This is a genomic window from Hwanghaeella sp. 1Z406, assembly GCF_048892425.1.
In the GTDB taxonomy this organism is placed as follows: Bacteria; Pseudomonadota; Alphaproteobacteria; order UBA8366; family Aestuariispiraceae; genus Pacificispira.
Genome location: NZ_JBLZHU010000004.1, coordinates 48,099 through 72,309, shown reverse-complemented (window position 1 = coordinate 72,309; position 24,211 = coordinate 48,099). Strand labels below are relative to the sequence as shown.

The following is a 24,211-nucleotide window of genomic DNA, read 5'->3' as shown; positions in this document are numbered from 1 at the left end:
ATGTTACAGCATAGGTAAAGAGGACATCATGACCGGAGATAGAAGCAGCAGGAAGCGCTATTGGGATGCCCAATATACGGCTTACTGGAAGAAGCGCGTCGAAGAGGCAAGCGAGGGGGGCACCAGCAGTGTGATCCAGGGCGACCCTAAGACGGAAGATGATTCCGTCTATGAACGCGTGTTCGCCAAGACCCCAACAAGAGCAGGTTCCCTTCTGGATGTGGGCTGTGCCTGGGGGCGTATGTTCCCGCTCTATAAAGCAATGGGGCTCGATGTGTGTGGCGTTGATATCTCTGAAAGCATGATTGCAGAAGCGATGCGTGCCTGGTCCGACGACCCGGATGTTAAAAGTATACAGGTCAGTGAGGCGGAATCTCTGCCGTTTGAGGATGCTTTTTTCGATAATGTCGCGATCCTGGCCGTATTTGATGCGACCTATCAGAATGAAGCTTTGGGGGAGTTGTTGCGGGTTCTAAAGCCGGGAGGGCATCTATACTTAACAGGTAAGGGGCACTTTTATCACAAGGATGATAAGCCAGCCCTGGATGCGGAAATTGGCGCCCGACGGAAGGGGCATCCAAACTATTTCACAGATGTGTCGAAGCTAAGGGCGCAATTGGCGGATAATGGGCATGAGATTCTGGCCAGTTATTATTTTCCAAGACGGGGCGATTTCGCAAGTTTCACATATGTTGAGGAACCCCCTGAGAGATTCTACGAGTATTTTCTTGTAATTCAGAAGGGCCCCTCTGTGGGAACCTATCACAATCTGGCTGAGGCAGAATCACAGACCTATTTGGATCAGGCGAGGTCCGGTGCTGATTAGTGCCCTGTAGCGCGATAGTGTTCTGTTTAATTCTGTTTGGGGTTTGCAGCGATGGCTGAAGTAATCAAATTATCAGCGATTAAGCGCAAAGTGTATGTTCTGTCGGATGAAAACGTTTCATTAAAGGCGCTGGAGCCGCAGCAGGTTACGCATGACTATGTAAGCTGGATGAACGACTATGATATCACCAGATTTACCGAGCAAAAGTTCCTAACGCATACGATGGATGACGTTAAAGGATTTGTTCTGAGCAAGCTTAATTCTGAAACGGATGTGCTTTTTGGCATTTTTTACAATTCCAAGCATATTGGTAACATCAAGCTGGGACCGATTAATTTTCATCACCTTGTTTCCGATATCAGTTATTTCATCGGTGATAAGGAATACTGGGGAAAAGGCATTGCAACCCTGATTATCGATGCTGTGGTGGGGATAGCATTCAATGAAGTGGGGTTAATGAAGGTTACAGCCGGTTCTTACAGTAATAATGTGGCGTCATCGAAAGTATTGGAGAATAATGGATTTGCTATAGAGGGAACAAGACGCAAGCAGATATTGTTCGAAGGTAATAGAATAGATTCTTTGATTTATGGAAAACTACGAGAAGATATAAGGTAATTTTTTGAATTATAGTCACGCTGGCTGTATCAGGTCTGGATACACGAAAACACGGGTGTTTATGCCCGTTTGGCTGGGTGCTCCATCATCAGCAGGGCCGTGCAGGGCCCCCCGATTGCAAAATATAGGTGGGGTTTGTCTCCGGGGAATGCGACGCGTTCGCCGGGGTTAAGGCGGGTTGGTGCATCGACGGGGCCGACATCTGCAACACCTTCTATCATGATCAAATGCTCTATTCCCCCATGCGTGGCGGAATAGATAGGGGCGTCGGTCTGTGGGATGTTGGTTTCATATATATCCCAACTTTTTGCCGCCACGATCTTATGCAGAAACAGCATGGTGATGCCCGGACCGGCCAGTTTTTTCCATCCGCTTTGATCTCGCGGCGCCCCGTTGCGCGGCTCCATAAAATCGCCGGGCGTAATGTTCAGGATTCCGGCCAGCGCGCCCAGTGTAACGATTGTCGGATTGCCGCTGCCGGATTCAAGCTTCGATAGCGTGCCCTTCGCAATCCCGGAGCGACGCGATAGCTCAGAGAGTGAAATATCCTGAAGCCCCCGAAAATACCGAATGCGCTGGCCCACATGCCGGGCGAAGCTGTCTTGCGCGGTGGATTTTGCATCTTTGCTCATACGGCTATTTCCCAAGCTGAAACTGAGGAAAGCAGGGCCTGATATGAAAGCAGAACTCATGAATGCGCATATGCGGCAACCTTCGAAAAGGGGTGAGGGTATCCATAATAGTATTCGTGCCGCCCATCACTGCCCAGGGAAGAAACGTACAAAATACGGGTAAAATTGCTCTTGACTCATTTTTGACACGGGTGTTCATTTAAATGAACGTTCATCTTAATGAACACTTTATAGGGATGCCGTACACAACAGTTTTTGTCAACGATCCCCCTGAATCAATCCGTTATGGAGACCTGGTATGCGTGAAGGTTTTACGTCCTCTCAACTATACAAACGATTGCCCTATGGAACGACGGTTCCCAGTCATTGTCCGAACCTTCCCGCGATCAGCTTTGATCTTCGTGTCGATCCAGATTGGATTGAACAGAACCTCGCCAACACGCCGTTCACCCCCGTTGGCGACAGGATTTTCATTTCTGCATCGGATTACAGCAACAATGCCGTCGTTCCCTTCAAGGATATCATCGTTATCGTGCCGATGGAGTATAAGGGGAAGCGAGGCGGACATCCGATTGTTGAGTTTGAAAACTTAAATCGCTTGGTGATGGGGGGGCGTGAGAAATGGGGGTATCCAAAGCTTGTCAGCGATATCTCGTTCGACAGGCTTGAAAATGGCGGCATTCGATCCGTTGTGAAACTGGGATCGACGCCGGTGGTTGAACTGGAATGGACTCCAGATGCCACCGTGACCGAAGCAGAGCCGCTTAACCTGACGCCGCATTACCTGCTGCGATTGCTGCCCGACGCATCCCGGGAAGGGATGGGATTTGCGGAAGTCCTGAACCGCGACACATCTTCGGATGTGACCCTGCTGGAAAAGAAGATCGGCAAGGGCAGCGTTAAATTCAATAAATGGCCACAGCATGAGCTGGATTATTGCGGTCTTGCGGACCTGGAAATCAAAGAGATCGTTTCGGCGACCTTCACCACGTCGGACTGGCATGCCACGGAAGAAAACGGCTGGGCCAGGTTGGTGGACCGTATTCTCTGACCAGAGAACACTCCCATAAACATAATCATTCAGAACAGAAGTGAGGTAAAATGATGCACACACACCCATCACAATTCTATTGGTTCCCGAAGATGGTCGCGATTGCTGCGGGCCTGATGCTGTCCTCACAGGCGACATTTGCCCAGGATCTGCCGGCGGGCGCTGATGCGGCCCTGCATGCACAAGTGCCAGAGGCATACAAGGACGGGATCGTGGCGGTTTATGACCCACAATATCCCCCCAGCTATTTCATCGACGATAAGGGTGAAATGGTTGGCTATGTCCTGGATTTTCAAAAGGCTATCGCCGTAAAGCTCGGGATTCCGGTTACGTCGGAATCATCGAAATTCGCGGGTATCATTGCGGGCATTCTGAGCGAACGCTATGACATGTCTTACTTTCATGATTCCCCGGAACGCCGCGAAAAGATGGATATTGTTGATTTTCAGCAAACCGGCACTGCGGTCATGGTGAAAAAGGGAAATCCAAGCGGTCTGGACCTGCATGATCTGTGTGGGCACAAAATCGGGGTAGCCACAGGATCGAAACAAGGGCTTGAACTGGTTCCGCGCCTTCAGGAAGAGTGTTCTGCAAATGGCAAAGAGGCGTTTGAGGTGCTGAATTTTGCCGGTCCAAATGAAGGCAGCCTGGCGGTTAAGACCGGTCGTATCGATGGCTGGCTGGATGGAGCACCCTATGCGGGGTATATGGTGCGCCTGAATGATGATCTGTTTGAAAAGGCACCGACGGCAGACCTGTCGGGTGTGTCAGGCTTTGCATTCCGCAAGGGGGACCCGATGGCGCAGGTCTTTAAGGCCGCCGCTGAAGCCCTGATTGCGGACGGAACCTATCAGAAGATTCTGGACGATTGGCATATCGGTGAATTGGCCCTGGATGCGCCGCTGATTAACGGAGAATAAATGACTACGGCCAATAAAGAAGCGACCCGGCCCTCCTCACAAGGGGCCGGGAAGCGTTCGGAGAGAGACGCATTGAAGATCGTTCGGCGGACGTCCTATGGGCGTCTGGCGGCCGATGCAGCCTTGGCATTATTCGTCTTTGGGCTGATTTGGATGAGTGCAACAAATCCAAATTTCCAATGGGATGTGGTCTTTAAATATCTCACCAGCGCAATCATTCTCAAAGGACTTTGGACAACGATCGAATTAACGGTCATTTCTATGGTGCTGGGAACGATTATTGGCGTGTTCCTGGCGCTTATGATGCTGTCAGAGGATCGTTGGCTGCGCAGCTTTGTCGCTGCGTATAAATGGTTGTTCCGGGGAACACCACTGCTAGTCCAGTTGATCTTCTGGTTCAATATTTCCGCCCTATATCCAGAGGTTGAGATTGGCCTGCCCGGTGGTGAGACGTTCTTCACGCTTTCGGGGAATGCCATTACACCCTTTATGGCCGCGCTTCTGGGGTTGGCCCTGCATGAAAGCGCCTATATGGCGGAGATTATTCGCGGTGGGATCCTTGCCGTTGGTCAGGGGCAAAGCGAAGCGGCAACAGCAATCGGCATGCGTCGTCTTCAAGTCTTTTGGCGCATTACCCTGCCGCAGGCGCTGCGCGTTATCGTGCCGGCAACCGGGAACCAGGTGATCCTGATGCTGAAAACAACATCTCTGGTCAGCGTTATCGCCCTTCCGGAATTGTTGTATTCTGCCCAGACAATCTATGCCCGCACCTTTGAGGTTATTCCGCTGCTGATCGTTGCCAGCCTTTGGTACCTCTCGATCTGCTCGCTTCTTTCGGTTGGGCAATATTTCCTTGAGCACAAGCTGGGGCGCGGCTTCCGCAGCACCAATTGAGCGACAATCAAAGGGTGGAGACCCGACACGTTTATGAGTACTGACATGACAAGTAATGAACCCATGGTCTGGGCCGAAGGCGTGATCAAATCTTTTGGCGCCCTTCAGGTCCTGAAAGGCATTGACCTTGTGGTGGATCGCGGTCAGGTGGTTTGCCTGATCGGCCCGTCCGGATCCGGCAAATCCACTTTTCTGCGCTGTATCAACAATCTTGAAAAAATTGATGGTGGCTGGCTGTCGGTGGATGGGGAACTGGTCGGCTATAATCGTGAAGGCGATTACCTGATTGAATTGCGAGAGAAAGAGGCTGCCGCGCGTCGCGCCCATATCGGCATGGTGTTTCAGCATTTTAATCTCTTCGCCCATAAGACGGCCCTGAAGAATGTTATGGAAGGGCCTGTTGCCGTGCGGCGGATGAAGAAGGACGCTGCGCGCGATCTGGCGATGGAGCTCCTGGACAGGGTGGGGCTGAAAGATAAGGCGGATGTTTTCCCGAACCGACTGTCCGGCGGCCAGCAACAGCGGGTCGCAATCGCCAGGGCCCTGGCGATGGAACCAAAACTGATCCTGTTTGACGAGCCTACATCTGCGCTGGACCCGGAATTGGTGGGGGAAGTTCTGCAAGTCATGCGCGATCTTGCCAAAGGCGGCATGACAATGGTTGTCGTCACGCATGAAATGGCTTTTGCCCGTGAAGTGGCGGACACGGTGGTATTCATGGATGGCGGTGTCGTTGTCGAACAAGGGAATCCAGAACAGGTTCTCTCTGCCCCCAAAATGGCGCGAACGAAAGAATTTCTGCAAAGCGTCGGTTAACCCTATCTTCGGTGTGCTGATAAGCGACCAGCCACGGGCACCTGTCAGTAAGACGGGGGCGTGATCGCCCAGATGACGATTGTCTCGTTGTCCGTCGGGTTGGCATAGCGATGGGGCGTGTCACTGGAAAAGGCGAAGCTGTCGCCTTCATTCAGGATCACATGCTTATCGCCGATCCACAGATGCAGGGTGCCAGAGATGACGATTCCAGATTCCTCGCCCCGATGTTGATAGGGCTCTGCCCCGCTTTCTGACCCCGGCCCAAAGGTGCAGCGCAAAAGCTCAAGCTCCCGCCCTAGATTTGGGGATAGTAACTCGTCGGAGATACCGCTGGAAAATGTCAGGCGTCGACGGCGATTGGCGCGCACCACAACGTCGCGCAATCCATCATCATCGTCTGCCGCCGGTGAAAAGAACCAGCTTATGGTTACGCCCAGGGCCCGACTGATTGAATGTAGGGCCTTCACCGAGGGGCTGGAAATGCCGCGTTCTATCTGACTGAGATAGCCTGGCGACAAATTGGTGGCGTCACTGAGTTCAGAGATTGTCGTGTCCCGCGCCTTGCGTAGTTGCCGGATCTCTTTCCCGACCCGCTCATCCAGATCTAAAAACTCCGACAGGTCCACAGTCGTGTCTTCGGCGGAAGAGGCCAAACCCATCTGGTTTGAGGGACGCACAAGCTTCGGCAATTTTTTCACGCAGAGAAACTCCTGTTTGGGACCAAACCATAATCCCATAAATAGTGCAGCATGTCTCGATATGTCAAAGACCGTGAATATTCTGATGTCATGCTGCAGTGCAGTGATATTTTTACTATAAAAATTCACTATCGTGATATATAAATATCTCAATTGAGTCAGTTGGAGGGGTTGATGAGCATTCTGGAACGGGCAGATGTGGTTGTTATCGGCGGTGGAGTCGCTGGTTGTTCAATCGCCTATCATCTGGCGAAATTAGGCATAACCGATGTCGTTCTGTGCGAACGCAAGCAGCTGACCAGTGGCACGACCTGGCATGCCGCTGGGCTGGTCACACAATTGCGCGCCACGCGTAATATGACCGAATTGGCGAAATATACTGGGGAGCTGTTTTCCAGCCTTGAAGCCGAAACCGGTCAGGCAACGGGCTTCAAACAGAATGGATCTTTTCGTCTGGCAAAGACTCCGGCGCGGTTTGAGGAATTGAAGCGCGGTGTGTCGATGGCCCGTAATTTCGGGCTGGCAGCCGATGTGATGACGCCCGGCGAAATCAAGGAACGCTATCCTCTGATCACGGTGGATGACATTGTCGGCGGCATCTGGATGCCCAAGGACGGCCAGGTCAATCCCGCAGACGTCACCATGGCCATGGCGAAAGGCGCGCGGAACAAGGGTGTGCGAATCCTGGAAAATACAAAGGTTCAGCGCATTGTCACGGAAAACGGCCGCGTGATCGGGGTCGAAATTGATGGTGGTCTGTTAAGGGCTGATAAGGTTGTGATCGCAGGTGGTATGTGGTCACGGGATTTGGCGGCCGATATCGGTGTCAATCTGCCCCTGCATGCCGCAGAGCATTTCTACATCGTCACGGAACCGATGGAGGGATTGCAACCCAACCTGCCGGTGCTGTTTCTGGGGGATGAATGCTCCTATTACAAAGAAGACGCCGGAAAGCTGCTATTGGGATGTTTTGAACCAGAGGCGAAACCCTGGGGCCATAATGGTATCTCCGAAGATTTCTGTTTCGATTCGCTGCCGGAAGACTTTGATCATTTCGAACCAATTCTTGAAATGGCGATCAAGCGTATGCCGGCGCTGGAAAATACCGGCATTCAACTGTTCTTCAACGGGCCGGAAAGCTTTACCCCAGATGACCGATATCTGTTAGGCGAAACGCCAGAGGTCCGGAATCTGTTTTGTGCCTGTGGTTTCAATTCGGTTGGGATCCTGTCATCCGGTGGGGTTGGCAAGGCCCTGGCACAATGGATCCATGACGGGCATGCGCCATTTGAACTGGCCGATGTGGATGTCCGCCGCATGCAGCCATTCCAGTCCAACAAAACCTATCTGTATGACAGAACCACGGAAACACTGGGCCTGTTGTTTCAGATGCATTGGCCTTATCGGCAATATGCCACGGCCCGCGATGTGCGCCGGTCTCCCTTCCATGACCGTTTGCTGACCATCGGGGCCAGTATGACGGAGGCCGCCGGGTTTGAGCGTCCGGGGTATTTTTCAACCGATCAGATTTCATCACATATTGAGTATTCCTATGGGCCGCAGAACTGGTTCGGGGCGGCAAAGCAGGAATCTTTGAACACCGCAGAAAATGTGACCTTGTTCGATCAAAGCTGTTTCGTGAAATTTCGACTGGAAGGACGTGATGCCTGTGCCGTTTTGAACCGGGTATCAGCCGGAAATGTCGATGTTGCTGTCGGGAAAGTTGTCTATACCCAGTGGCTGAACGAGCGGGGGGGCATCGAAGCTGATGTGACGATCACCCGCCTGGGGGAAACCTCCTTCCTGATTGTGACGATTGCGACCTCCCAGACCAGGGATTTTTCATGGCTGCACCGGCATATCCCGGATGACGCCCACGCCATTCTGTTTGATGTGACATCCGCCATGCCGATGTTGGCGCTGATGGGCCCGAAATCCCGCGCCCTGCTGGAGGCTGTATCCGGGGAAGATCTGGGGAATGAGGTGGTACCCTTTGGCCACAGCCGCGAAATCGAAATCGGGTATGGGCGGGTGCGGATCAATCGCCTGACCTTTGTTGGCGAGCTGGGATACGAGCTATACATGCCCACAGAATTCGCTCTGCATGTTTTTGACACGCTGGTGAAAAACGGTTCGCCATTTGGCCTGAAACACGGGGGCTTCTTTGCCATCAACAGCATGCGGATGGAAAAGGGTTATCGTCATTGGGGCCATGACATCGGCGAAGAGGATACCCCAATTCAGGCGGGCCTTGGATTTGCCGTAGCCTATGACAAGCCAATAGATTTTATCGGCCGTGATGCAGTGCTGCGGGCCAAGGAAAAGGGCGTGCCGAACCGTCGTCTGGTTCAGGTTCGACTGGCGGGGGGTGGCAATGCACCCCTGCTGTATCACGAAGAGCCCATTCTTCGAAATGGCCAGATCGTTGGTTCCATCACATCCGGCGGCTATGGCCATCGGATCGAGGCCTCATTGGGTATGGGCTATGTCAGTTCTGCAGATGGCGTCACTCTGGATTTCCTGAACAGTGGGGATTTTGAAGTGGAAGTCGCCTGCGAGCGGTTCCGCGCGGAGGTTCAGTTCAAACCCTTCTATGACCCCAAAAACGACCGTATTCGACTGTGAAGATTGGAGAAAGATTATGACGGATGTACTGGCACGGATGAAGAAGCTTTCCGGGCATAATTACGTCGACAGCGCCTTCCAGGCCAGCAAAGCCACGACGCAGATCCCTGTTATCGACCCGGCGACAGAGCAGGTTATTGCAGAAATCCCGGAAACCCCTGCGGCTGAACTGGACGACGCTATCGCTGTTGCCAATGCGGCACAGAAGAAATGGTGGGCCGGGTCTGGCGTGGATCGCGCCCATGCAATGCATGAAGTAGCGGATGCAATCCACAAAATGCGCCCCATTCTTGCAGAATCACTGACCCGCGAAATGGGCAAACCCTATAAAGAATCTCTGGATGAAGTGGACTGGTGTGTCCATTCCCTCCGCTATAGTGCAGAGATTGGGCGCAATGACATGGGTCGCGTGATGGGCCCGGCCACGGCGGGACAGTTTCACTATACGCTGAAGCAGCCCCTGGGTGTGGCGGCGATGATCATGCCGTTTAACTACCCAATGGTGCTGTTGGCCTGGGAAGCCGGGGCAGCCCTGGCGGCGGGCAATGCGGTCGTGGTGAAGCCGTCGGAATACACGTCCATTACGACGCTGCTGTTCTCTGAGGCTTTTTCGGCCCTGCCCAAAGGACTGTTCCAAATCGTGTGTGGCGGTGCAAATGTCGGCAAGCATCTGATTGAACATGATCATACCCATGTCGTTGCCTTTACTGGCAGCGTTCCGGTTGGAAAAATCGTGTCACGGACCTGTGGCGAATTAATGAAGCCGTGTCTGATTGAGACGTCGGGTAATGACCCGTTCCTGGTGATGCCATCTGCCCCGCTGGATTTGACGGCGCGGGCGGCCGCATTTTCCGCCTATATGAATTGCGGACAGATCTGCGTTTCGGCGGAACGCTTTTATGTGCATGAGGCAATCCATGATGCCTTTGTCGAAAAGCTGGTGGAAGAAACGAAGAAGATCCGTCTGGGCAATGGTTTAGACAAGGTCGATATGGGTCCCATGGTGTCGATGAAAGAGCGGGACCGCTATGAAGCCCTGATGAAGAACGCTTATGCTCAGGGGGCCAAGCCAGCAATCGGCGGCGGGCGCCCCAGCGATTTTAATCGCGGTTGGTTTGTCGAACCGACCGTGCTGGTCGATTGCACACCAGACATGTCTTTGTTCCACAATGAAAGTTTTGGTCCCGTGGCCCCGATCTGTCGGGTGTCCAGTTATGAGGAAGGTATGGCCCTGGCCAATGCTTCCAAATACGGGTTGGGGGCGAATATCTATACGACCGACCTGAAGGAAGGCATCCGCGCTGCGGAAGATTTCGAAGCGGGGATGGTCTGGGTGAACGCGCCCTTGCTGGATAATGATGCCGGGCCTTTTGGCGGCACCAAGATGAGCGGTGTTGGCCGTCAATTGGGTCCAGAGGGTATCGAAACCTTCCGCAAAACCAAGATGGTGATGATCGATCCTAGCTGTGAGGCTCAGGATTTTTGGTGGTTCCCCTATGCGGATGCGGAATCATATCCGGGGAAATAGCCACAACACGCGGATGTGATTTCCGCATAAAGAGGGAGAGTGGGGATGTCAGATGAACCGTTACCGGCGGAATTGGAGCGCCGGATTCAGGAATTGGAACAACCGGAAAATCAAGGGGCTGGGTTCACAGGTGTGGATTGGCTGTTGCTGGCGTTGACCGGCATCATTGGCCCGGTGCTGTTATTGCTGTGGGGGTGGTAAGATGACCGATACGTCAAAAGATTCGGCTGATGAAAGCAATTGGCCGCTGGTAAAGTCCGAACGTACCTGGGGCCGCATTGAACTGGGCATTGTCTTGCTGGTCGCGGCTTCTGCTACCTGGTGCTATATCATTGGGGAATATGTTGGATACTATCTGAACCTGAAACAGGGTTTTGCCACCATGACAGCCGGTGCCATGATCGGCATGTTGTTGGTGACCCTAGCGGTGGTCCCTGCGGCAACACGCTATGGCATTGATTCCATCGTGGCAGCGCGCCCCCAATTCGGGTCGCGTGGGTGGATCATCACGGTCTTCCTTCAGTATGCGTCCATCATTGGATGGAACTCTCTGTTGTTGATCTTCTTTGGTAAGTCTGTTGTTCAATTGTTGCTGACAACCGGTCTTGTCGGGGAAGGGGCCACAGATGTGATCCTTCCGGTTGCCACTTTGGTGGCCTGTGCCGTTGTCTATGGTGTTCTGTTGACCGGCAAGAGCGGCATCGAACGGGCATCCAATATTCTGTTCTTCTTCATTGTCGGCGTTGGCCTGTGGATGGTTTATCTGCTGCTGACACAAAACGGCGCTGCGGTGGCAGAGGCCAAGCCAGCCTATGCATCAGGCGATATCCAATGGGACTATGTGACCGGTATTGAAATCGGGATCGTCAGTCTGTTGTCCTGGTGGCCCTATATCGGTGCGATGGTGCGTGTTGCGCCAAATGCCAGCACGGCCAGCATGCCAGCCATGTTGGGTATGGGATTGCCCGTTCCGTTGTTAAGCCTGATCGGTCTTGCGGCGATCCTGGCGTTGGAAACCTCAGACCCCTCCGCCTGGATGGTCCAATTGGGTGGTACATTCTATGGCGCCATCGCTCTTGTCTTTGTGATCGCGGCCAATCTGGGAACGGCAATTATCGGAGTTTATGCGACCGCTGTTGGTCTGAAAAGCGTACCTGGCATTGGGAAACTGTCCTGGAAAGTCACCTTGTTGTTGGCATTGGTGCCGGTTGCTTTGATCGGGGTGGTGGTGCCGGATCTGTTCTTCAACAATTTTGGAACCTTCCTGGCCTTCATCGGGGTATTCTTTGCGCCGTTATGTGGGATCCAGATTGTTGATTATCTGATCCTGCGTAAACAGCGTCTCAGTGTTCGGGGCCTGTATGATGGATCCAGCACAGCGCCTTACTATTATTGGGGCGGGTTCAATCCAGCGGCCTTGCTGGCCATGGCGGCTGGCTTCGTGACCTATGTCTATCTGCTGGACCCGCTGACCTATGTCAGCAAAACACCCTATGAAGTGCTGACAGCATCCTTGCCTTCCGCAGTTATCGGGGGGCTGGTGTTCTGGGTTCTAACCCTGGTGTTGGTTAAACCCGCGCAAAAGGGTGGTTACTGATCGATTGAAAGCATTCGATTAACCGGGGCCGCAGTCACAGTCGACTGCGGCCCTTTTCTGTCATAAGGCAGGCGATCTCTGATAATCGGTGGATGATGATCGCATTTGGACTTCCTGATTTTAATGCATTAGAACAGGGTCACGTTTTTGCACATGATTGGCGGATGGGATGTCATCCCCTTGTGTGGCGGTTAAATGGGTGGGAACAATCAAAAAGAGGCAATTGCAATGACACAGACATCACCACGACATGCTTCCGGCATATCCAATGCCATTCTGGAGGATTTGGTCGCGGCAAATCATATTCTTTATGATCAGGGCGTGGTCGATGCATTCGGTCATATCAGTGTCCGGCATGAAAACAATCCAGACCATTTTCTGCTGGCGCGGAACATGGCACCGGGTCAGGTGACAGAGGATGATATTGTTGAATTCACCCTGGACGGAGACCCTGTCGGATCAGAAGCGCGCCGGGTCTATCTGGAACGCTTCATTCATGGTGAAATCTATCGCCAGCGGCCCGATGTTCAGTCCATTGTTCACAGTCATTCCCATGCCATTGTCCCATTGACGGTGGTGGAATCCACACCGCTGCGCGCCATGTTTCATATGGCTGGATTTATTGGCCAGGCGGCCCCGATATTTGAAATTCGGGAAGAGTTTGGCGATGCCACCAGCCTTTTGATCAGTGATCGCGATAAGGGGCGCGCCCTGGCGGATTGCTTTGCCAATTCAGATATCGTCTTGATGCGGGGCCATGGTTCAACCGTGGTCGGCGGATCGATCCAACAGGCGGTCTATCGCGCGGTCTATGCCGAATTGAATGCCCGCTATCAGATGCAAGCCACGCAAATGGGAACGGTTCGTTATCTGACCCCGGGCGAATGCCAGACCTGTTCCGACACAATCGAGGCACAGGTGAAGCGCCCCTGGGATTTATGGCGCGAAGAGGCGGCCGCAGCGCGTAAATAGGGCAAAGCGGACACAAGACTGGCAGCGGATCGGTTTGGAATTTCAGAAAAAGGGTTGGTAAACAATGGCATTGGTATCGCTGGCTGATATAGAATCAGTAACCAGGAAAGCGCTGGAAAAGCATGGTGCTTTGCCCTGGATAGCCGGTGATGTCGCGCGGGCGGTTCGAAAGGCAGAGGCCGTTGGAAACCGTATTTGTGGTCTCTACTATCTGGAAAGCTATTGCCTGCAACTCACCAGTGGTCGCGTGAAAGGCACGGTCGATCCAATCGTCACCCATCCACGTCCGGGCGCTGTCAGCGTGGATGCCTGTTTTGGATTTGCGCAACCGGCTTTTTCGCGCGGCCTTCCGGTCGCGGTTGCAGCAGCCCGTGATTGTGGCGTCGCAAGCCTGGCAATTGGTCACGCCCACACCTGCACATCACTGGGATACTTCACCGAACAAATAGCGCGTAAAGGCTTGATTGGAATGGGATTTACCAATGCCTCTCCTATCGTGGCAGCGCCTGGGGGTAAAACTAGGGTGATTGGTACCAATCCGATCGCGTTTTCCGTGCCGGATGGAAAAGGGGGGCTGGCGATGCAGTTTGACCAGTCCACCAGCACCGTTGCATTGGGCAAGATCACAATGGCCAAGGCTGCGGGTCAGAGGATACCCGAAGGCTGGGCCGTGGATGCCGACGGACAACCGACCACAGATCCGGAAGCGGCGATTGCCGGCTCACTGGTCAGTCTAGGGGGATATAAAGGCTGGGGATTTGGCTTGATGGCTGAATTGCTGGCAGCCGGGCTGACCGGCGGCGTGGTTAGTCGGGATGTCAAACCGCTGAAGGCCCCCGATGGTCCCCCGCATGATCTGGGGCAGTACTATCTGTTAATGGATCCCGATGTCTCAGGCGCATTTTTTGATCGCTTGCGCCAGGTTCAGGAAGGTGTGGCCCTGGACGAGGGCACCCGGATGCCTGGACAGGGCAAGGAAGAGAGTGATCCCGTCGATCTAAGCGATGCAATCTGGGATCAAGCCCGTTCCCTTGCCGGGGTCGCCTGACCCTGTATTCTGTCGTTTTAGAAACACTGGTGTAGGATTCTAGCGCTCCGGCAAGGTCCCTCATTTAGTTGAAAGTGTTCTTCCGTCTTCACCATGGACGTTGCCAGATCGATGGTATAGAGGGAGCATTCTGCCGCCCCCGGATAGACCATAACGGTCGCTGCATCTGCTGGTTCGGGAAATGGCAGAAGGGCACGCTTTTTTGACAGTATAAAAAGGGGCATTATGGCACGCTTGGGCATTGATATTGGTGGAACTTTTACAGATTTTGCCCTCATCCGACCTGATGGTGCGACCGCAGTTCACAAGCGGCTGACGACACCGCGAGATCCGGCCCGCGCCGTATTGGAAGGGGTTGCGGCCATCGTTCAGGAAAATGATCTCTCCATCAATGACATCACCGAAATCGTACACGGCACGACGCTGGTCACAAATGCGCTGATCGAACGGCGGGGCGCGCGTGTCGGCATGCTGGTTACCCAGGGCTTTCGCGACACATTCGATATTGGTCAAGAACAACGCTATGACCTGTATGACCTGCGCCTGCAATTTGCCGAGCCGCTGGTGCCACGGGCGCTGAGGGCGGAGATTGGCGAAAGGATTTGGTATGATGGCAGCGTCCTGACCCCCCTGGATCCGGCAGAGGTCGAACAGAAGGTCGCGGATTTGGTGGAACAGCAGGGCGTGGAGGCGATTGCGATTTGCTATATGCATTCCTATGCCAATCCCGATCACGAAGAACAAAGCCGTCAGATCGTCGCCCGGCGGTTTCCGAATCTGTTCGCCTGCACATCTTCAGACGTTTTCCCCTATGCCCGTGAATTCGAACGATGGACGACGACCTGTGCGAACGCCTATTCGCAGCCCTTGGTGGATGCCTATTTAAAGCGGCTTGAACAGGGATTGGAGGAGTTAGGATATCACGGTCAGTTGGTCATTATCGGTTCCAGTGGTGGATTGACGACGCCGGACACAGCGCGACGATTCCCGGTCCGCCTGTTGGAATCAGGGCCTGCGGCAGGGGTTTTGATGTCTGCTCGTCTTGGGCGGGATCTTGGTATTGATAATCTGTTGTCGTTTGATCTGGGGGGCACAACCGCCAAGGGAGCCCTGGTCAAGAAGGGCCTGCCCTATAAGACCTATGAATTTGAGGCAGCGCGAACCTATAAGCATAAAAGCGGCAGTGGTTTGCAGTTGCGTATTCCTGTCATCGATATGTGTGAAATCGGGTCGGGCGGTGGCAGCATCGTGTCAATTGACAGCCTGAACAGGCTTCGGGTTGGGCCGCGCAGTGCCAGTTCTGAACCCGGTCCCGCCTGCTATGGGCGCGGGGGGCAGGATGCAACACTGACTGATGCCAATTTGACGCTGGGATATCTGGATCCAAAAGGCTTCCTGGGCGGCCGCATGACGCTGGATGCAGGGGCGGCACAGGGTGCCATTTCCCGATATGCAGATCCTTTGAATCTGGATGTCATTCGCGCCGCCTGGGGGGCCCATGATGTCGCCAATGAAGATATCAGCCGCGCTTTTCGCGTTCATGCGACAGAGCGGGGATTTGACTATCGTCGGGCCGTGATGACGGCATCCGGAGGCGGGGGACCGTTGCATGCCGCGCGGATCGCCCGGAAGCTGATGGTGCCGAAAGTGATCTTTCCAGCCGGTGCTGGTGTCATGTCCGCCTTTGGCATGCTGGTCGGTGCCATGGCTTTTGAAACCGTTCGATCAAATCGCATGAAGATCGATGACCTGGATGCCGACAGTTTCGATGCGGCCATGGCCCCGGTTGAAACGTCGGCGATGTCCTATCTGTTGGAAAACAATCTGTCCCGGTCCCAGATTACGCTGGATCGGCGTTTGGACATGCGATATTGCGGTCAGGGTTATGATATTGAAATCCGCCTGCCCGATGGGGTTTCATCAGTCGATCTGGTGTCCCAACTGCGCCCCTTGTTTGAGGCGGCCTATCGTGACGTCTTCGAAACCTTGCTGGACCTGCCCCTGGAAATTGTCAGTTGGAAGGTGGAGGCCCGTGGCCCCGATCCTGATTTTCCCCTGATTGGGGGAGAAGTAACCTCCCGCACCGTATCGAAAGATGCCTTGAAGGGGCATCGCCAGGCCTATTTCGGACTGGCCGGTGGAATGATCGATTGTCCGGTCTATGATCGATATTTATTGCGCGCAGGGGATGTCGTGGAAGGTCCTTGCCTGGTCGAGGAAAACGAATCCACGGTGTTGTTGGATGCGGGGGATACGGCTTCGGTTCATCCCAGTGGTCATTTGATGGCCGAAATCGGTCAGGCTTAACGTATTATTTTAGGAGTTTGGTGGAATGTCTGCCCCTCAGTCTTTCGACGCTATCGATCTTTCCATCATGTGGGATCGGCTTATCTCCATCACAGATGAAGGGGCTGCGGCCCTGGTGCGTACATCCTTTTCCACGTTGGTTCGGGAAGGGTTTGATCTGTCCGTTCTGATTTTTGATTTGCGGGGGCGGATCATCGCACAATCCGCAAAATGTATTCCGGTCTTTATCGGAACGGCATCAACTACCCTGCGCCATATGCTGGACAAAATCCCACCGGAAAGCCTGGAAGCAGGGGATGTTGTTGTGTCCAATGATCCGGTATTTGGCACCGGTCATATGTATGATATCGCGGTGATGCGCCCGATTTATCTGAAGGGTGATCTGGTCGGCTATGCTATGAGCATCAGCCATTTGCCCGATATCGGGGGGATGGGCTTTTCCGCCTCCGCGACGGAGATTTATCACGAGGGGCTGCGGCTTCCCGTCGTAAAACTGGTGAAAGCCGGTGTGGTCAATCAGGATTTCATGAACCTGATCCGCCTGAATGTGCGGGTGCCCGATCAGGTGATCGGCGATATTCACGCCAATATCAGTTGCACCTCCGTCGTGACCAGACAGGTGGTGGATTTCATGGAAACCTACGGCTGCTCTTCTCTGGAGCCGCTGGCCAATGCGATCCTGCAACAATCGGAAGACGCCTTGCGTCAGGCCTTGCTGGCCTGGCCGGACGGACAGCATACCGGCGAAGTGCTGGTGGAAGCGGGGGAGGAAACCAGGCGTCTGGTCTGTACCGTGAAAAAGCTTGGCGACCGTTTGTCTATTGATTTTACCGGCACGGAAGGCTGTGTTCGGTTCGGCTCGAACGTGCCGATCTGCTATACGCGCTCCATGGCGCTATATGCTGCAAAGTGCCTGACAACACCCATGATTCCCAATAATGAGGGCTCCTCTGCCCTGATTGAGGTTTCAGCCCCGGTCGGCTGTATCCTGAATGCGGTACCGCCCGCCCCATCGGCAGGGCGTCATGCAATCGGGCATTTCGTGGTGCCGCTGGTCTTTGACACGGTGTCGAAGATTCTGCCCGATCAGGTTGCGGCAGATAGTGGCCTGATTGATTTCCTGACCTTGCAAGGGCATTTGCCGGACGGGTCGGGCATGTCGGTGACGTATTGCGCTGCTGGGGGCTTTGGCGCGTTGCAGGGGTTGGATGGGCGACAGACAACGCCTGGATCGTCCAATATGGGCACAACCCCGATTGAAGTGTTTGAATCGCTGAGTGGTCTGCGCGTTGAAGAAAAGATCCTGCGTCCCGATTCCGGTGGTGTGGGACAGTATCGCGGCGGCGTTGGTCAGGTCGTATCCATGCGCAATATGACTGGTCAGGATGTAACCGTACATGCCATGTCCAACCGCACCCGCTTCCCCGCGAAAGGATTGTTCGGGGGTGGCAATGGCGCGCCCAGGGCGCATCTGATCGACGGGCGCGAAACCAGCGGGCAGGGATCGTTCCGGCTGCCCCCCAACAGCGTTCTTACCTTGAAACAAGCAGGCGGCGGGGGCTATGGATCCCCAAAAGACCGACCCCAGGACGCCGTGCGCCAGGATATTGAAGATGGCTTTCTGACCATTGAACAAGCGCGTGAAACCTATGAGTATGACGGGGCTGCTTAGTGTTGCGGGGTCTCTAACGGGACCCTACCCGATGCGCGTTTGTAGGTTATGATCGCCAGGCACAGGGCAAAGGCAATTATAATGGTCGCCACAGCAAAGGTTGTGTGCATTCCCGTTGCAACGGCCGTCGGGGCCGCTTTGACAATATCGGACCTGCCAACGCCATAGGTAAAAATCGTCCCCATCACAGCGGCCCCTGTGATCAGCCCCAGATTACGGGACAAATTCAGCATACCGGAAATAACGCCGCGCTGATCGGTCGGGACGGGAGACATGATCGCTGTGTTATTTGCTGATTGGAATAATTGATAGCCTGGCGACAATACTGCGATGGCGGCGATGTAGCCGATGATGCCAAACTCTGTGGGCATAAGGGCCAGGGCCAGGCAACCCAGAACCATCGCAAACAACCCCAGGAACATGATCCTGGATACGCCCAATTGATCAACCAGCCATCCTGATGGGACGCCGCAGATTACGGACAGGACCGGGCCAACCGTCAGGATCAATCCGACCAGCGCCGCGTTCAGGCCCAAGGCAAGCGAAAGATAGAACGGGAACACGACCAGGGTCGCCATCATAACGGTCGCGACGCAGAAATTGGTAATCAGGCCGGTGGTTAGACTTAAATCGCGCAGTGCGGATAATTCGATTAAAGGGGCCGATGCAGCCTTTTCGACCCGGATAAACAATCCAATCGCGATGGCACACGCTATAATCAATCCAATGTTAAGCCATTCCAGCGTTCCGTTGCCAATTGTTACGGCCAATGCATAGGTGCCCAGGGCCCCTGCCAGGAAAAGCGTTCCCCATCCATCAAGTCTGGATCGCGTATCTTTGACCCGTGCGTCATGTGCCGGGATCGTGCGCAGAACCAACACTGTGTTCACAAGGCCCAAGGGCACGACGATCAGGAATATCGCATGCCATCCTGGGCCTGCCAGCAACAATCCGCCCAGAGAGGGGCCCAATGCGGTGCCAATAGCGGACATTGTTCCCATCAGCCCCATTGCCGTGCCGATTTTTTCAGGCGGCACCGTGTCGCGGATCAGGGCCAAGCTTAATGCCATAAGGACGGCAGCCCCAACACCCTGTAACGCGCGGGCGGCAATCAAAATGGGCAGCGTTGGAGAGGCCCCGCACAGAAGGGAAGCCAGGGTGAATAGAATCAAGCCACCGGTCAGGACACGTTTATGACCCAGAATATCCCCTAAGCGACCCGCCGTGACGATCATGATTGTTATCGCCAGCAGATAGGCCAGCACCACCCATTGAACCGTATGGAAGGGCGCATCGAAGGCTTCCGCAATTGCGGGCAGGGCGACATTTGCGATGCTGACACCCAGCGATGCAAGCAACATAGAGACCGCCAATGCGACAAGCGCCCAGGGGGACGTGCTGCGTGGCGGTGTGGGTGTGGTAGGGGATGGTGAATTGAAACTCACAGAAGACTCCGACCTTGAACGAATTGTGTTTGCTATTGGTGAAATTTAACCCGCTTCCTGGTATTGCGGAAGGTGCATCATTTACATTTTATTATTGCGTTTAACGCCATACCAAATGGATCGAACTGTGTTATCCTTCTGCGATGATACGGCCCGATATGAATTTGCTGATTACGCTGGACGTGCTGCTGTCGGAAGGCAGTGTCACGCGGGCGGCGAAGCGTTTGAATCTGAGTGCTTCCGCGATGAGCCGGGCGTTGTCCCGACTGCGGGAGGCAACGGGTGATCCCTTGCTGGTTCGGGCGGGCAGGGGGCTTGTCCCAACCGCGCGCGCCTTAGAAATGCGCGATTCCGTATCAACATTGGTGCAGGAGGCCGCACGGGTCCTCAGCCCAACAGAAGTGCCGGATCTAAAGACCGTGACCAGAACTTTCACAATCCGCACACGGGGTGGATTTGTTGAAAGTTACGCCCTCAGGCTGTTGGAGCGAATTCAGCAGGAAGCACCGGGAATTTGTCTTCGGTTCGTGCATAAATCCAACAAGGATTCGGAGGCACTGCGTGATGGGTCCGTTGATCTGGAAACCGGGGTTCTGGACATATTGACCGGCCCTGAAGTGCGCATGCAGTCCCTGTACGAAGACCGATTTATCTGTGTTGTGCGACACGGTCATTTCTTGAGCCAAGGCGACGTGACAGTGGATCGATTTTCTAAGGGGCGGCATATATTGGTTGCACGGCGCAGTCCCGACGCATCGCGCCCGGATGAGATGTTGAAAGCCATGACGCAAGGTCGGGATATCGCAATCGTGGTGGAAGAATTCACGACCGCTTTGGCTCTGGTTCAGAAATCTGATCTGATCGCGACGGTGCCGGAGCGTTTTACGGAGCACTTGCGGACAGGTCTGTTCAGCTTTCCCTTACCGTTTCCGATGCCTGGTTTTTCCATATCCTTGTTCTGGCACCCCCGAATGGATGCAGATCCGGTGCATCGTTGGCTGCGCTCCTGCATAAGAGAGATTTGCAAAGACCCCATTCCCGATAAATTTTAACGTCTGATCACTGTGGTTAGCGCAGGGGGTGGATTTTTATTTTTATCGATGTATTTGGCTGTCGACTGTATTGCCGTCGATAGTCAAGACCTGTGTGTAGAATAATTGTGTTGAGTTTATTGTCTGCCTAAAAAGCTCAAAACCATAAAAACCTTTTTCCGAGGAACGTCCATGTCCACACAAAATCCTGTCTTTATTCCCGGCCCGACAAACATTCCGGAACGTCTGCGCCATGCGATGAATGTCCCTACCATGGATCATCGTGCCCCTGATTTCGTTAAGATACTGGAACCGTTGCTGGCGGATTTGAAGAAGATATTCAAAACCGAAGCAGGGACAGTAATCACCTTCCCGGCAAGTGGCACCGGTGGGTGGGAAGCGGCCCTGACCAATACGCTATCGCCCGGTGACAGGGTTCTGATCGCGCGCTTTGGCATGTTCTCCCATCGTTGGATTGAGATGTGCCAGCATCTTGGCCTGGACGTGGATGTGATTGATTGCGCCTGGGGTGAAGGTGCCCCGGCGGATGAATATGGCAAACGCCTGGCCGCTGATACCAACCACAAGATCAAAGCGGTCCTGGTGACCCATAATGAAACCGCAACCGGTGTTACCAGTGATGTTGCGGCGGTACGCAAAGCGATGGACACAGCACAGCATCCAGCACTGCTGTATGTCGATGCGGTCAGCTCCTTGGGATCGATTGATTTCCGTATGGATGATTGGGGTGTTGACCTGGCGGTTAGTGGCTCGCAAAAGGGGTTCATGCTGGCGACCGGCATGGCGATTGTTGGCGTCAGTCCAAAGGCATTCGCGGCCGCTGAGATCGCGAAATGCCCCCGCTGTTTCTTCGATATTCGTGATATGGCCACCGCAAATGCGAAGGGGAATTTTCCCTATACCCCGCCCGTGCCCTTGATCATGGGATTGCGCGAAAGCGTCGCTATGCTGCTGGAAGAAGGACTGGATCAGGTCTTTGCCCGGCACCATCGTCTGGCCGAAGGTGTGCGTTTGGCAGTACAGGCCTGGGGCCTGCGCCTGTGTGCGACGAAACCTGAATTCAATTCTGATTCAGTCAGCGCGATATACGTGCCAGATGGCTTTGACAGCAATGAATTGGTCAATCACGCCTATAAGACTTATGGCGTTTCCTATGGTGTCGGTTTGGGGAAGGTGGCTGGCAAGGTCTTCCGGATCGGTCATTTGGGCATGCTGACGGATACTTTGATGCTGTCTGGGTTGGCGACAATCGAAATGGCAATGAAGGATCTGGGCTATTCTATCCAACTGGGATCTGGTGTTGCTGCTGCCCAGGAATACTATCGCAAGGGCCGGTAAGCGCACACTAGCGTTTCAACCCCCGGTCAGATCAAGATAGTCTGGCCGGGGACAGGGCTTCCAGGACTGTGGCCCCAAGGGTACTATCACGGCCAAGGCACAAATCTGCGGCCAGTTGGGACAGGGCGGGGGAGGTTTGAATGCCGTACCCGCCCTGTCCTGCCAGCCAGAAGAATCCCTCTGTCTGTGGGGAGAATCCAACGACCGGCGTGCGGTCTGGGGCGAAGGTTCGCAAGCCCGCCCAACTGCGTTCCACCCGGGTTACAGTCATTTTCATCGATTGTTCAAATCGGTCCAGCCCTTCGGCCAGCACCATGTCATCGGCCCAGGCGTCATGCGCCTCAACCGGGTCTTCATCCGCAGGGGAAACCATCAGCAGCCCGGCCTCCGGCTTGGCATACCAGGTCTCAGACGCGCTGGCGACCAGCGGCCAATGGGTGATGTCATAACCATCCGGGGCGGGCAGCAGCGCTGCGGATCGCCGCATGGGGGTCAGGCCAAGGGGCTTCAGTCCCGCCATCCTGGCAATAGTATCGGCCCAGCCCCCTGCTGCATTGACAACAATGGGGGCTTCAAAAGTGCCCTGTGGTGTCTTGATATGCCAGACAGACCCCGCGCGTGTCAGGGCGGTAACCGGGGCCTTGGTGATAATCTCCCCACCGGCATGGCGCAGGGTGCGGGCAAAGGCCTGAAACAGCCTGTCCACATCGATATCCTGGGCGGATCGTTCAATCGCTGCGGCGGCAACAGCCTCTTCCCGCAACAGGGGGAACAGATTGATGGCTTCGGCCGGGGACAGGCGTTCAATCCCTTCCGCCCCATTCAGATAGGCTTCAAGCTCTGGAATCTCTTCTTCCCGGGCAACCAGCATTTCCCCTCTTGGGGACAGGACGGACGTTTCCCCAATCTTTTCTGGGTTTTGTAACAGCGGCTCTGATGCGGCATTCAGTGCGCGCAGTGTCGCATTGCCATAGTTGCGGATATAGATCGCTGCGGATCGTCCCGTGGAATGGCTGCCGATAACATCTTCGGTTTCCAGCACGATGACTTTTGCATCCGATGCCATCATGGCCGCTGCGCCGATCCCGGCAATGCCTCCTCCGATGACGATGATATCGGCGGTCTTGCTCATACGCTTTCAAAGCCTTTCAGCACGCTGGTCAGATTCGCACCCAGGGCATCGGACAGATAGCCCCCTTCCTGAATCAACAGAGTGGGCAGGGCCAATCCCCCAATCGCCGCTCCGATGCGACCGAAGCCTTCCGTCGTGATCGCCAGACCTTTCAGCGGGTCTTCTTCATAGGCATCCAGGCCCAGGGCCACGATTACGACATCTGGCCCAAAACTGCGGATCGCATTCAGGCCAGGTTCCAAGGCTTCCATATAATCGGAATCGGAGGTGCCGCGCGTCAGGGGGATGTTCAGATTATAGCCCAGGCCAGGGCCATCACCGCGCTCATGCGCATGGCCCCAGAAGAAAGGGTAAAAGCGGATCGGGTCGGCATGAACCGACACGGTGAAGACATCGCTGCGGTGATAGAAAATCCCCTGGGTGCCATTGCCGTGATGAACATCGACATCCAGAATGACCGGGCGCATGCCCGCACGCACGCATTGTTCCGCTGCAATCGCAGCATTGTTCAGGAAGCAGAAGCCGCCTGCCATATCGGCAAAGGCATGATGGCCCGGTGGGCGACACAGGGCATAGGCGGCGCGGTCTCCATCGATCACCAGATCAGCGGCAGTCAGGGCAGATTGCGCCGACCAATATGCCGCCTGCCAGGTGCCTGCCGCGATTGGGCAGGCCGTGTCTGCCTGGTGATATCCCGCCTGACCGACAGCAGATTTCGGGTAGCTGGCAAAACGACGGTCAGGATGGATGTTTGGAATAACCTCATCCGACGCCCCCTCAATCCGGGACCAGCGTGTGTGGATGGTTTCCAGAAAGGACAGATATTCAACACTGTGCACAATCGACAACGGCCCCATGCCATGATCTTCCGCAGCGGTGAAGGCGCAACCGGCATTCTCTGCCCCGGTCATCAGCGCATCAATGCGGGCGGGCTGTTCCGGACTGGGCAGAACGACCCCATTGGCCATGAAATGCTTGGGATCATGCTGGCGTTGGGTTTCGTCGAAGATGGCTTTCATAACGCTCCTCACCGGCCGGGT

General features: G+C 54.6%; 21 protein-coding genes. 16 read left to right on the top strand and 5 right to left on the bottom strand.

Translation table 11 applies throughout. The features are described from left to right. The first annotated feature begins 28 nt into the window (after positions 1–28). On the top strand, positions 29–826 hold the full coding sequence (locus ACOSDR_RS09745; RefSeq protein WP_420722808.1) for a class I SAM-dependent methyltransferase: 798 nt from the start codon (positions 29–31) through the stop codon (positions 824–826). A 51-nt stretch (positions 827–877) separates the two neighbouring features. Then, positions 878–1,444 (top strand): GNAT family N-acetyltransferase, encoded by a 567-nt coding sequence (locus ACOSDR_RS09740; RefSeq protein ID WP_420722809.1) that lies wholly within the window; start codon positions 878–880, stop codon positions 1,442–1,444. 59 nt (positions 1,445–1,503) lie between these two features. On the opposite strand, the gene ACOSDR_RS09735 is transcribed toward ACOSDR_RS09740, so the two are convergent. Then, positions 1,504–2,076 carry a helix-turn-helix domain-containing protein gene (locus ACOSDR_RS09735; protein ID WP_420722810.1) on the bottom strand — a complete coding sequence of 191 codons (573 nt, stop codon included), beginning with the start codon at positions 2,074–2,076 and terminating at the stop codon, positions 1,504–1,506. A gap of 298 nt (positions 2,077–2,374) precedes the next feature. Between ACOSDR_RS09735 and ACOSDR_RS09730 the strand changes: the two genes are divergently transcribed. Genes ACOSDR_RS09730 through ACOSDR_RS09715 form a run of 4 tightly spaced genes read left to right on the top strand, consistent with a single transcriptional unit; the run spans position 2,375 to position 5,757 of the window. After that, complete coding sequence (locus ACOSDR_RS09730) at positions 2,375–3,127, top strand: acetoacetate decarboxylase family protein (protein ID WP_420731105.1); 753 nt, start codon at positions 2,375–2,377, stop codon at positions 3,125–3,127. Positions 3,128–3,177: 50 nt separating this feature from the next. Then, positions 3,178–4,047: a transporter substrate-binding domain-containing protein gene (locus ACOSDR_RS09725; RefSeq protein WP_420722812.1), complete on the top strand. Its 870-nt coding sequence runs from the start codon at positions 3,178–3,180 to the stop codon at positions 4,045–4,047. Then, positions 4,048–4,941 (top strand): amino acid ABC transporter permease, encoded by an 894-nt coding sequence (locus ACOSDR_RS09720; protein ID WP_420731104.1) that lies wholly within the window; start codon positions 4,048–4,050, stop codon positions 4,939–4,941. A gap of 45 nt (positions 4,942–4,986) precedes the next feature. Further along, the gene (locus ACOSDR_RS09715; protein ID WP_420722814.1) at positions 4,987–5,757 is read left to right on the top strand and encodes an amino acid ABC transporter ATP-binding protein; all 771 of its coding nucleotides are present in this window, start codon (positions 4,987–4,989) and stop codon (positions 5,755–5,757) included. Positions 5,758–5,801: 44 nt separating this feature from the next. Here ACOSDR_RS09715 and ACOSDR_RS09710 read toward each other — a convergent pair whose 3' ends face one another. Continuing rightward, positions 5,802–6,455, bottom strand: a complete 654-nt coding sequence (locus tag ACOSDR_RS09710; protein ID WP_420731103.1) for a helix-turn-helix domain-containing protein — start codon at positions 6,453–6,455, stop codon at positions 5,802–5,804. Between the two features lie 174 nt (positions 6,456–6,629). Here ACOSDR_RS09710 and ACOSDR_RS09705 point away from each other — a divergent pair, with 174 nt between their 5' ends. The 8 genes from ACOSDR_RS09705 (at position 6,630) to ACOSDR_RS09670 (ending at position 18,204) form a co-directional block, all read left to right on the top strand. Then, positions 6,630–9,080 carry a GcvT family protein gene (locus tag ACOSDR_RS09705; RefSeq protein WP_420731102.1) on the top strand — a complete coding sequence of 817 codons (2,451 nt, stop codon included), beginning with the start codon at positions 6,630–6,632 and terminating at the stop codon, positions 9,078–9,080. Positions 9,081–9,096: 16 nt separating this feature from the next. Further along, on the top strand, positions 9,097–10,608 hold the full coding sequence (locus ACOSDR_RS09700; RefSeq protein WP_420731101.1) for an aldehyde dehydrogenase family protein: 1,512 nt from the start codon (positions 9,097–9,099) through the stop codon (positions 10,606–10,608). A 45-nt stretch (positions 10,609–10,653) separates the two neighbouring features. Beyond that, positions 10,654–10,809, top strand: a complete 156-nt coding sequence (locus tag ACOSDR_RS09695) for a hypothetical protein (RefSeq protein WP_420722818.1) — start codon at positions 10,654–10,656, stop codon at positions 10,807–10,809. 1 nt (position 10,810) lies between these two features. Beyond that, the gene (locus ACOSDR_RS09690; protein WP_420731100.1) at positions 10,811–12,205 is read left to right on the top strand and encodes a purine-cytosine permease family protein; all 1,395 of its coding nucleotides are present in this window, start codon (positions 10,811–10,813) and stop codon (positions 12,203–12,205) included. Positions 12,206–12,433: 228 nt separating this feature from the next. After that, the gene (locus ACOSDR_RS09685; protein ID WP_420731099.1) at positions 12,434–13,177 is read left to right on the top strand and encodes a class II aldolase/adducin family protein; all 744 of its coding nucleotides are present in this window, start codon (positions 12,434–12,436) and stop codon (positions 13,175–13,177) included. A gap of 64 nt (positions 13,178–13,241) precedes the next feature. After that, entirely contained in the window at positions 13,242–14,225 is a 984-nt protein-coding gene (locus tag ACOSDR_RS09680; RefSeq protein ID WP_420731098.1) for an Ldh family oxidoreductase, read from the top strand. Positions 14,226–14,450: 225 nt separating this feature from the next. Then, on the top strand, positions 14,451–16,532 hold the full coding sequence (locus ACOSDR_RS09675; protein WP_420731097.1) for a hydantoinase/oxoprolinase family protein: 2,082 nt from the start codon (positions 14,451–14,453) through the stop codon (positions 16,530–16,532). Positions 16,533–16,557: 25 nt separating this feature from the next. Further along, positions 16,558–18,204, top strand: coding sequence for a hydantoinase B/oxoprolinase family protein (locus tag ACOSDR_RS09670; RefSeq protein WP_420731096.1), 1,647 nt, complete (start codon positions 16,558–16,560; stop codon positions 18,202–18,204). Here ACOSDR_RS09670 and ACOSDR_RS09665 read toward each other — a convergent pair. Beyond that, entirely contained in the window at positions 18,201–19,649 is a 1,449-nt protein-coding gene (locus ACOSDR_RS09665) for an MFS transporter (RefSeq protein WP_420731095.1), read from the bottom strand. The two genes, ACOSDR_RS09670 and ACOSDR_RS09665, sit on opposite strands and share 4 nt — an antisense overlap. Positions 19,650–19,807: 158 nt before the next feature. On the opposite strand from ACOSDR_RS09665, the gene ACOSDR_RS09660 reads away from it, so the two are divergent. Together ACOSDR_RS09660 and bhcA are read left to right on the top strand one after the other, a co-directional pair. Next, on the top strand, positions 19,808–20,701 hold the full coding sequence (locus tag ACOSDR_RS09660) for a LysR family transcriptional regulator (RefSeq protein WP_420731094.1): 894 nt from the start codon (positions 19,808–19,810) through the stop codon (positions 20,699–20,701). Positions 20,702–20,872: 171 nt separating this feature from the next. Next, the gene (gene bhcA / locus ACOSDR_RS09655) at positions 20,873–22,039 is read left to right on the top strand and encodes an L-aspartate--glyoxylate aminotransferase BhcA (RefSeq protein WP_420731093.1); all 1,167 of its coding nucleotides are present in this window, start codon (positions 20,873–20,875) and stop codon (positions 22,037–22,039) included. 31 nt (positions 22,040–22,070) lie between these two features. Here bhcA and ACOSDR_RS09650 read toward each other — a convergent pair whose 3' ends face one another. Continuing rightward, positions 22,071–23,171 carry an NAD(P)/FAD-dependent oxidoreductase gene (locus ACOSDR_RS09650; RefSeq protein WP_420731092.1) on the bottom strand — a complete coding sequence of 367 codons (1,101 nt, stop codon included), beginning with the start codon at positions 23,169–23,171 and terminating at the stop codon, positions 22,071–22,073. Continuing rightward, positions 23,168–24,190, bottom strand: a complete 1,023-nt coding sequence (locus tag ACOSDR_RS09645; RefSeq protein WP_420722828.1) for a histone deacetylase family protein — start codon at positions 24,188–24,190, stop codon at positions 23,168–23,170. The genes ACOSDR_RS09650 and ACOSDR_RS09645 overlap by 4 nt, the downstream gene beginning before the upstream one ends. Between the last annotated feature and the right edge of the window lie 21 nt (positions 24,191–24,211).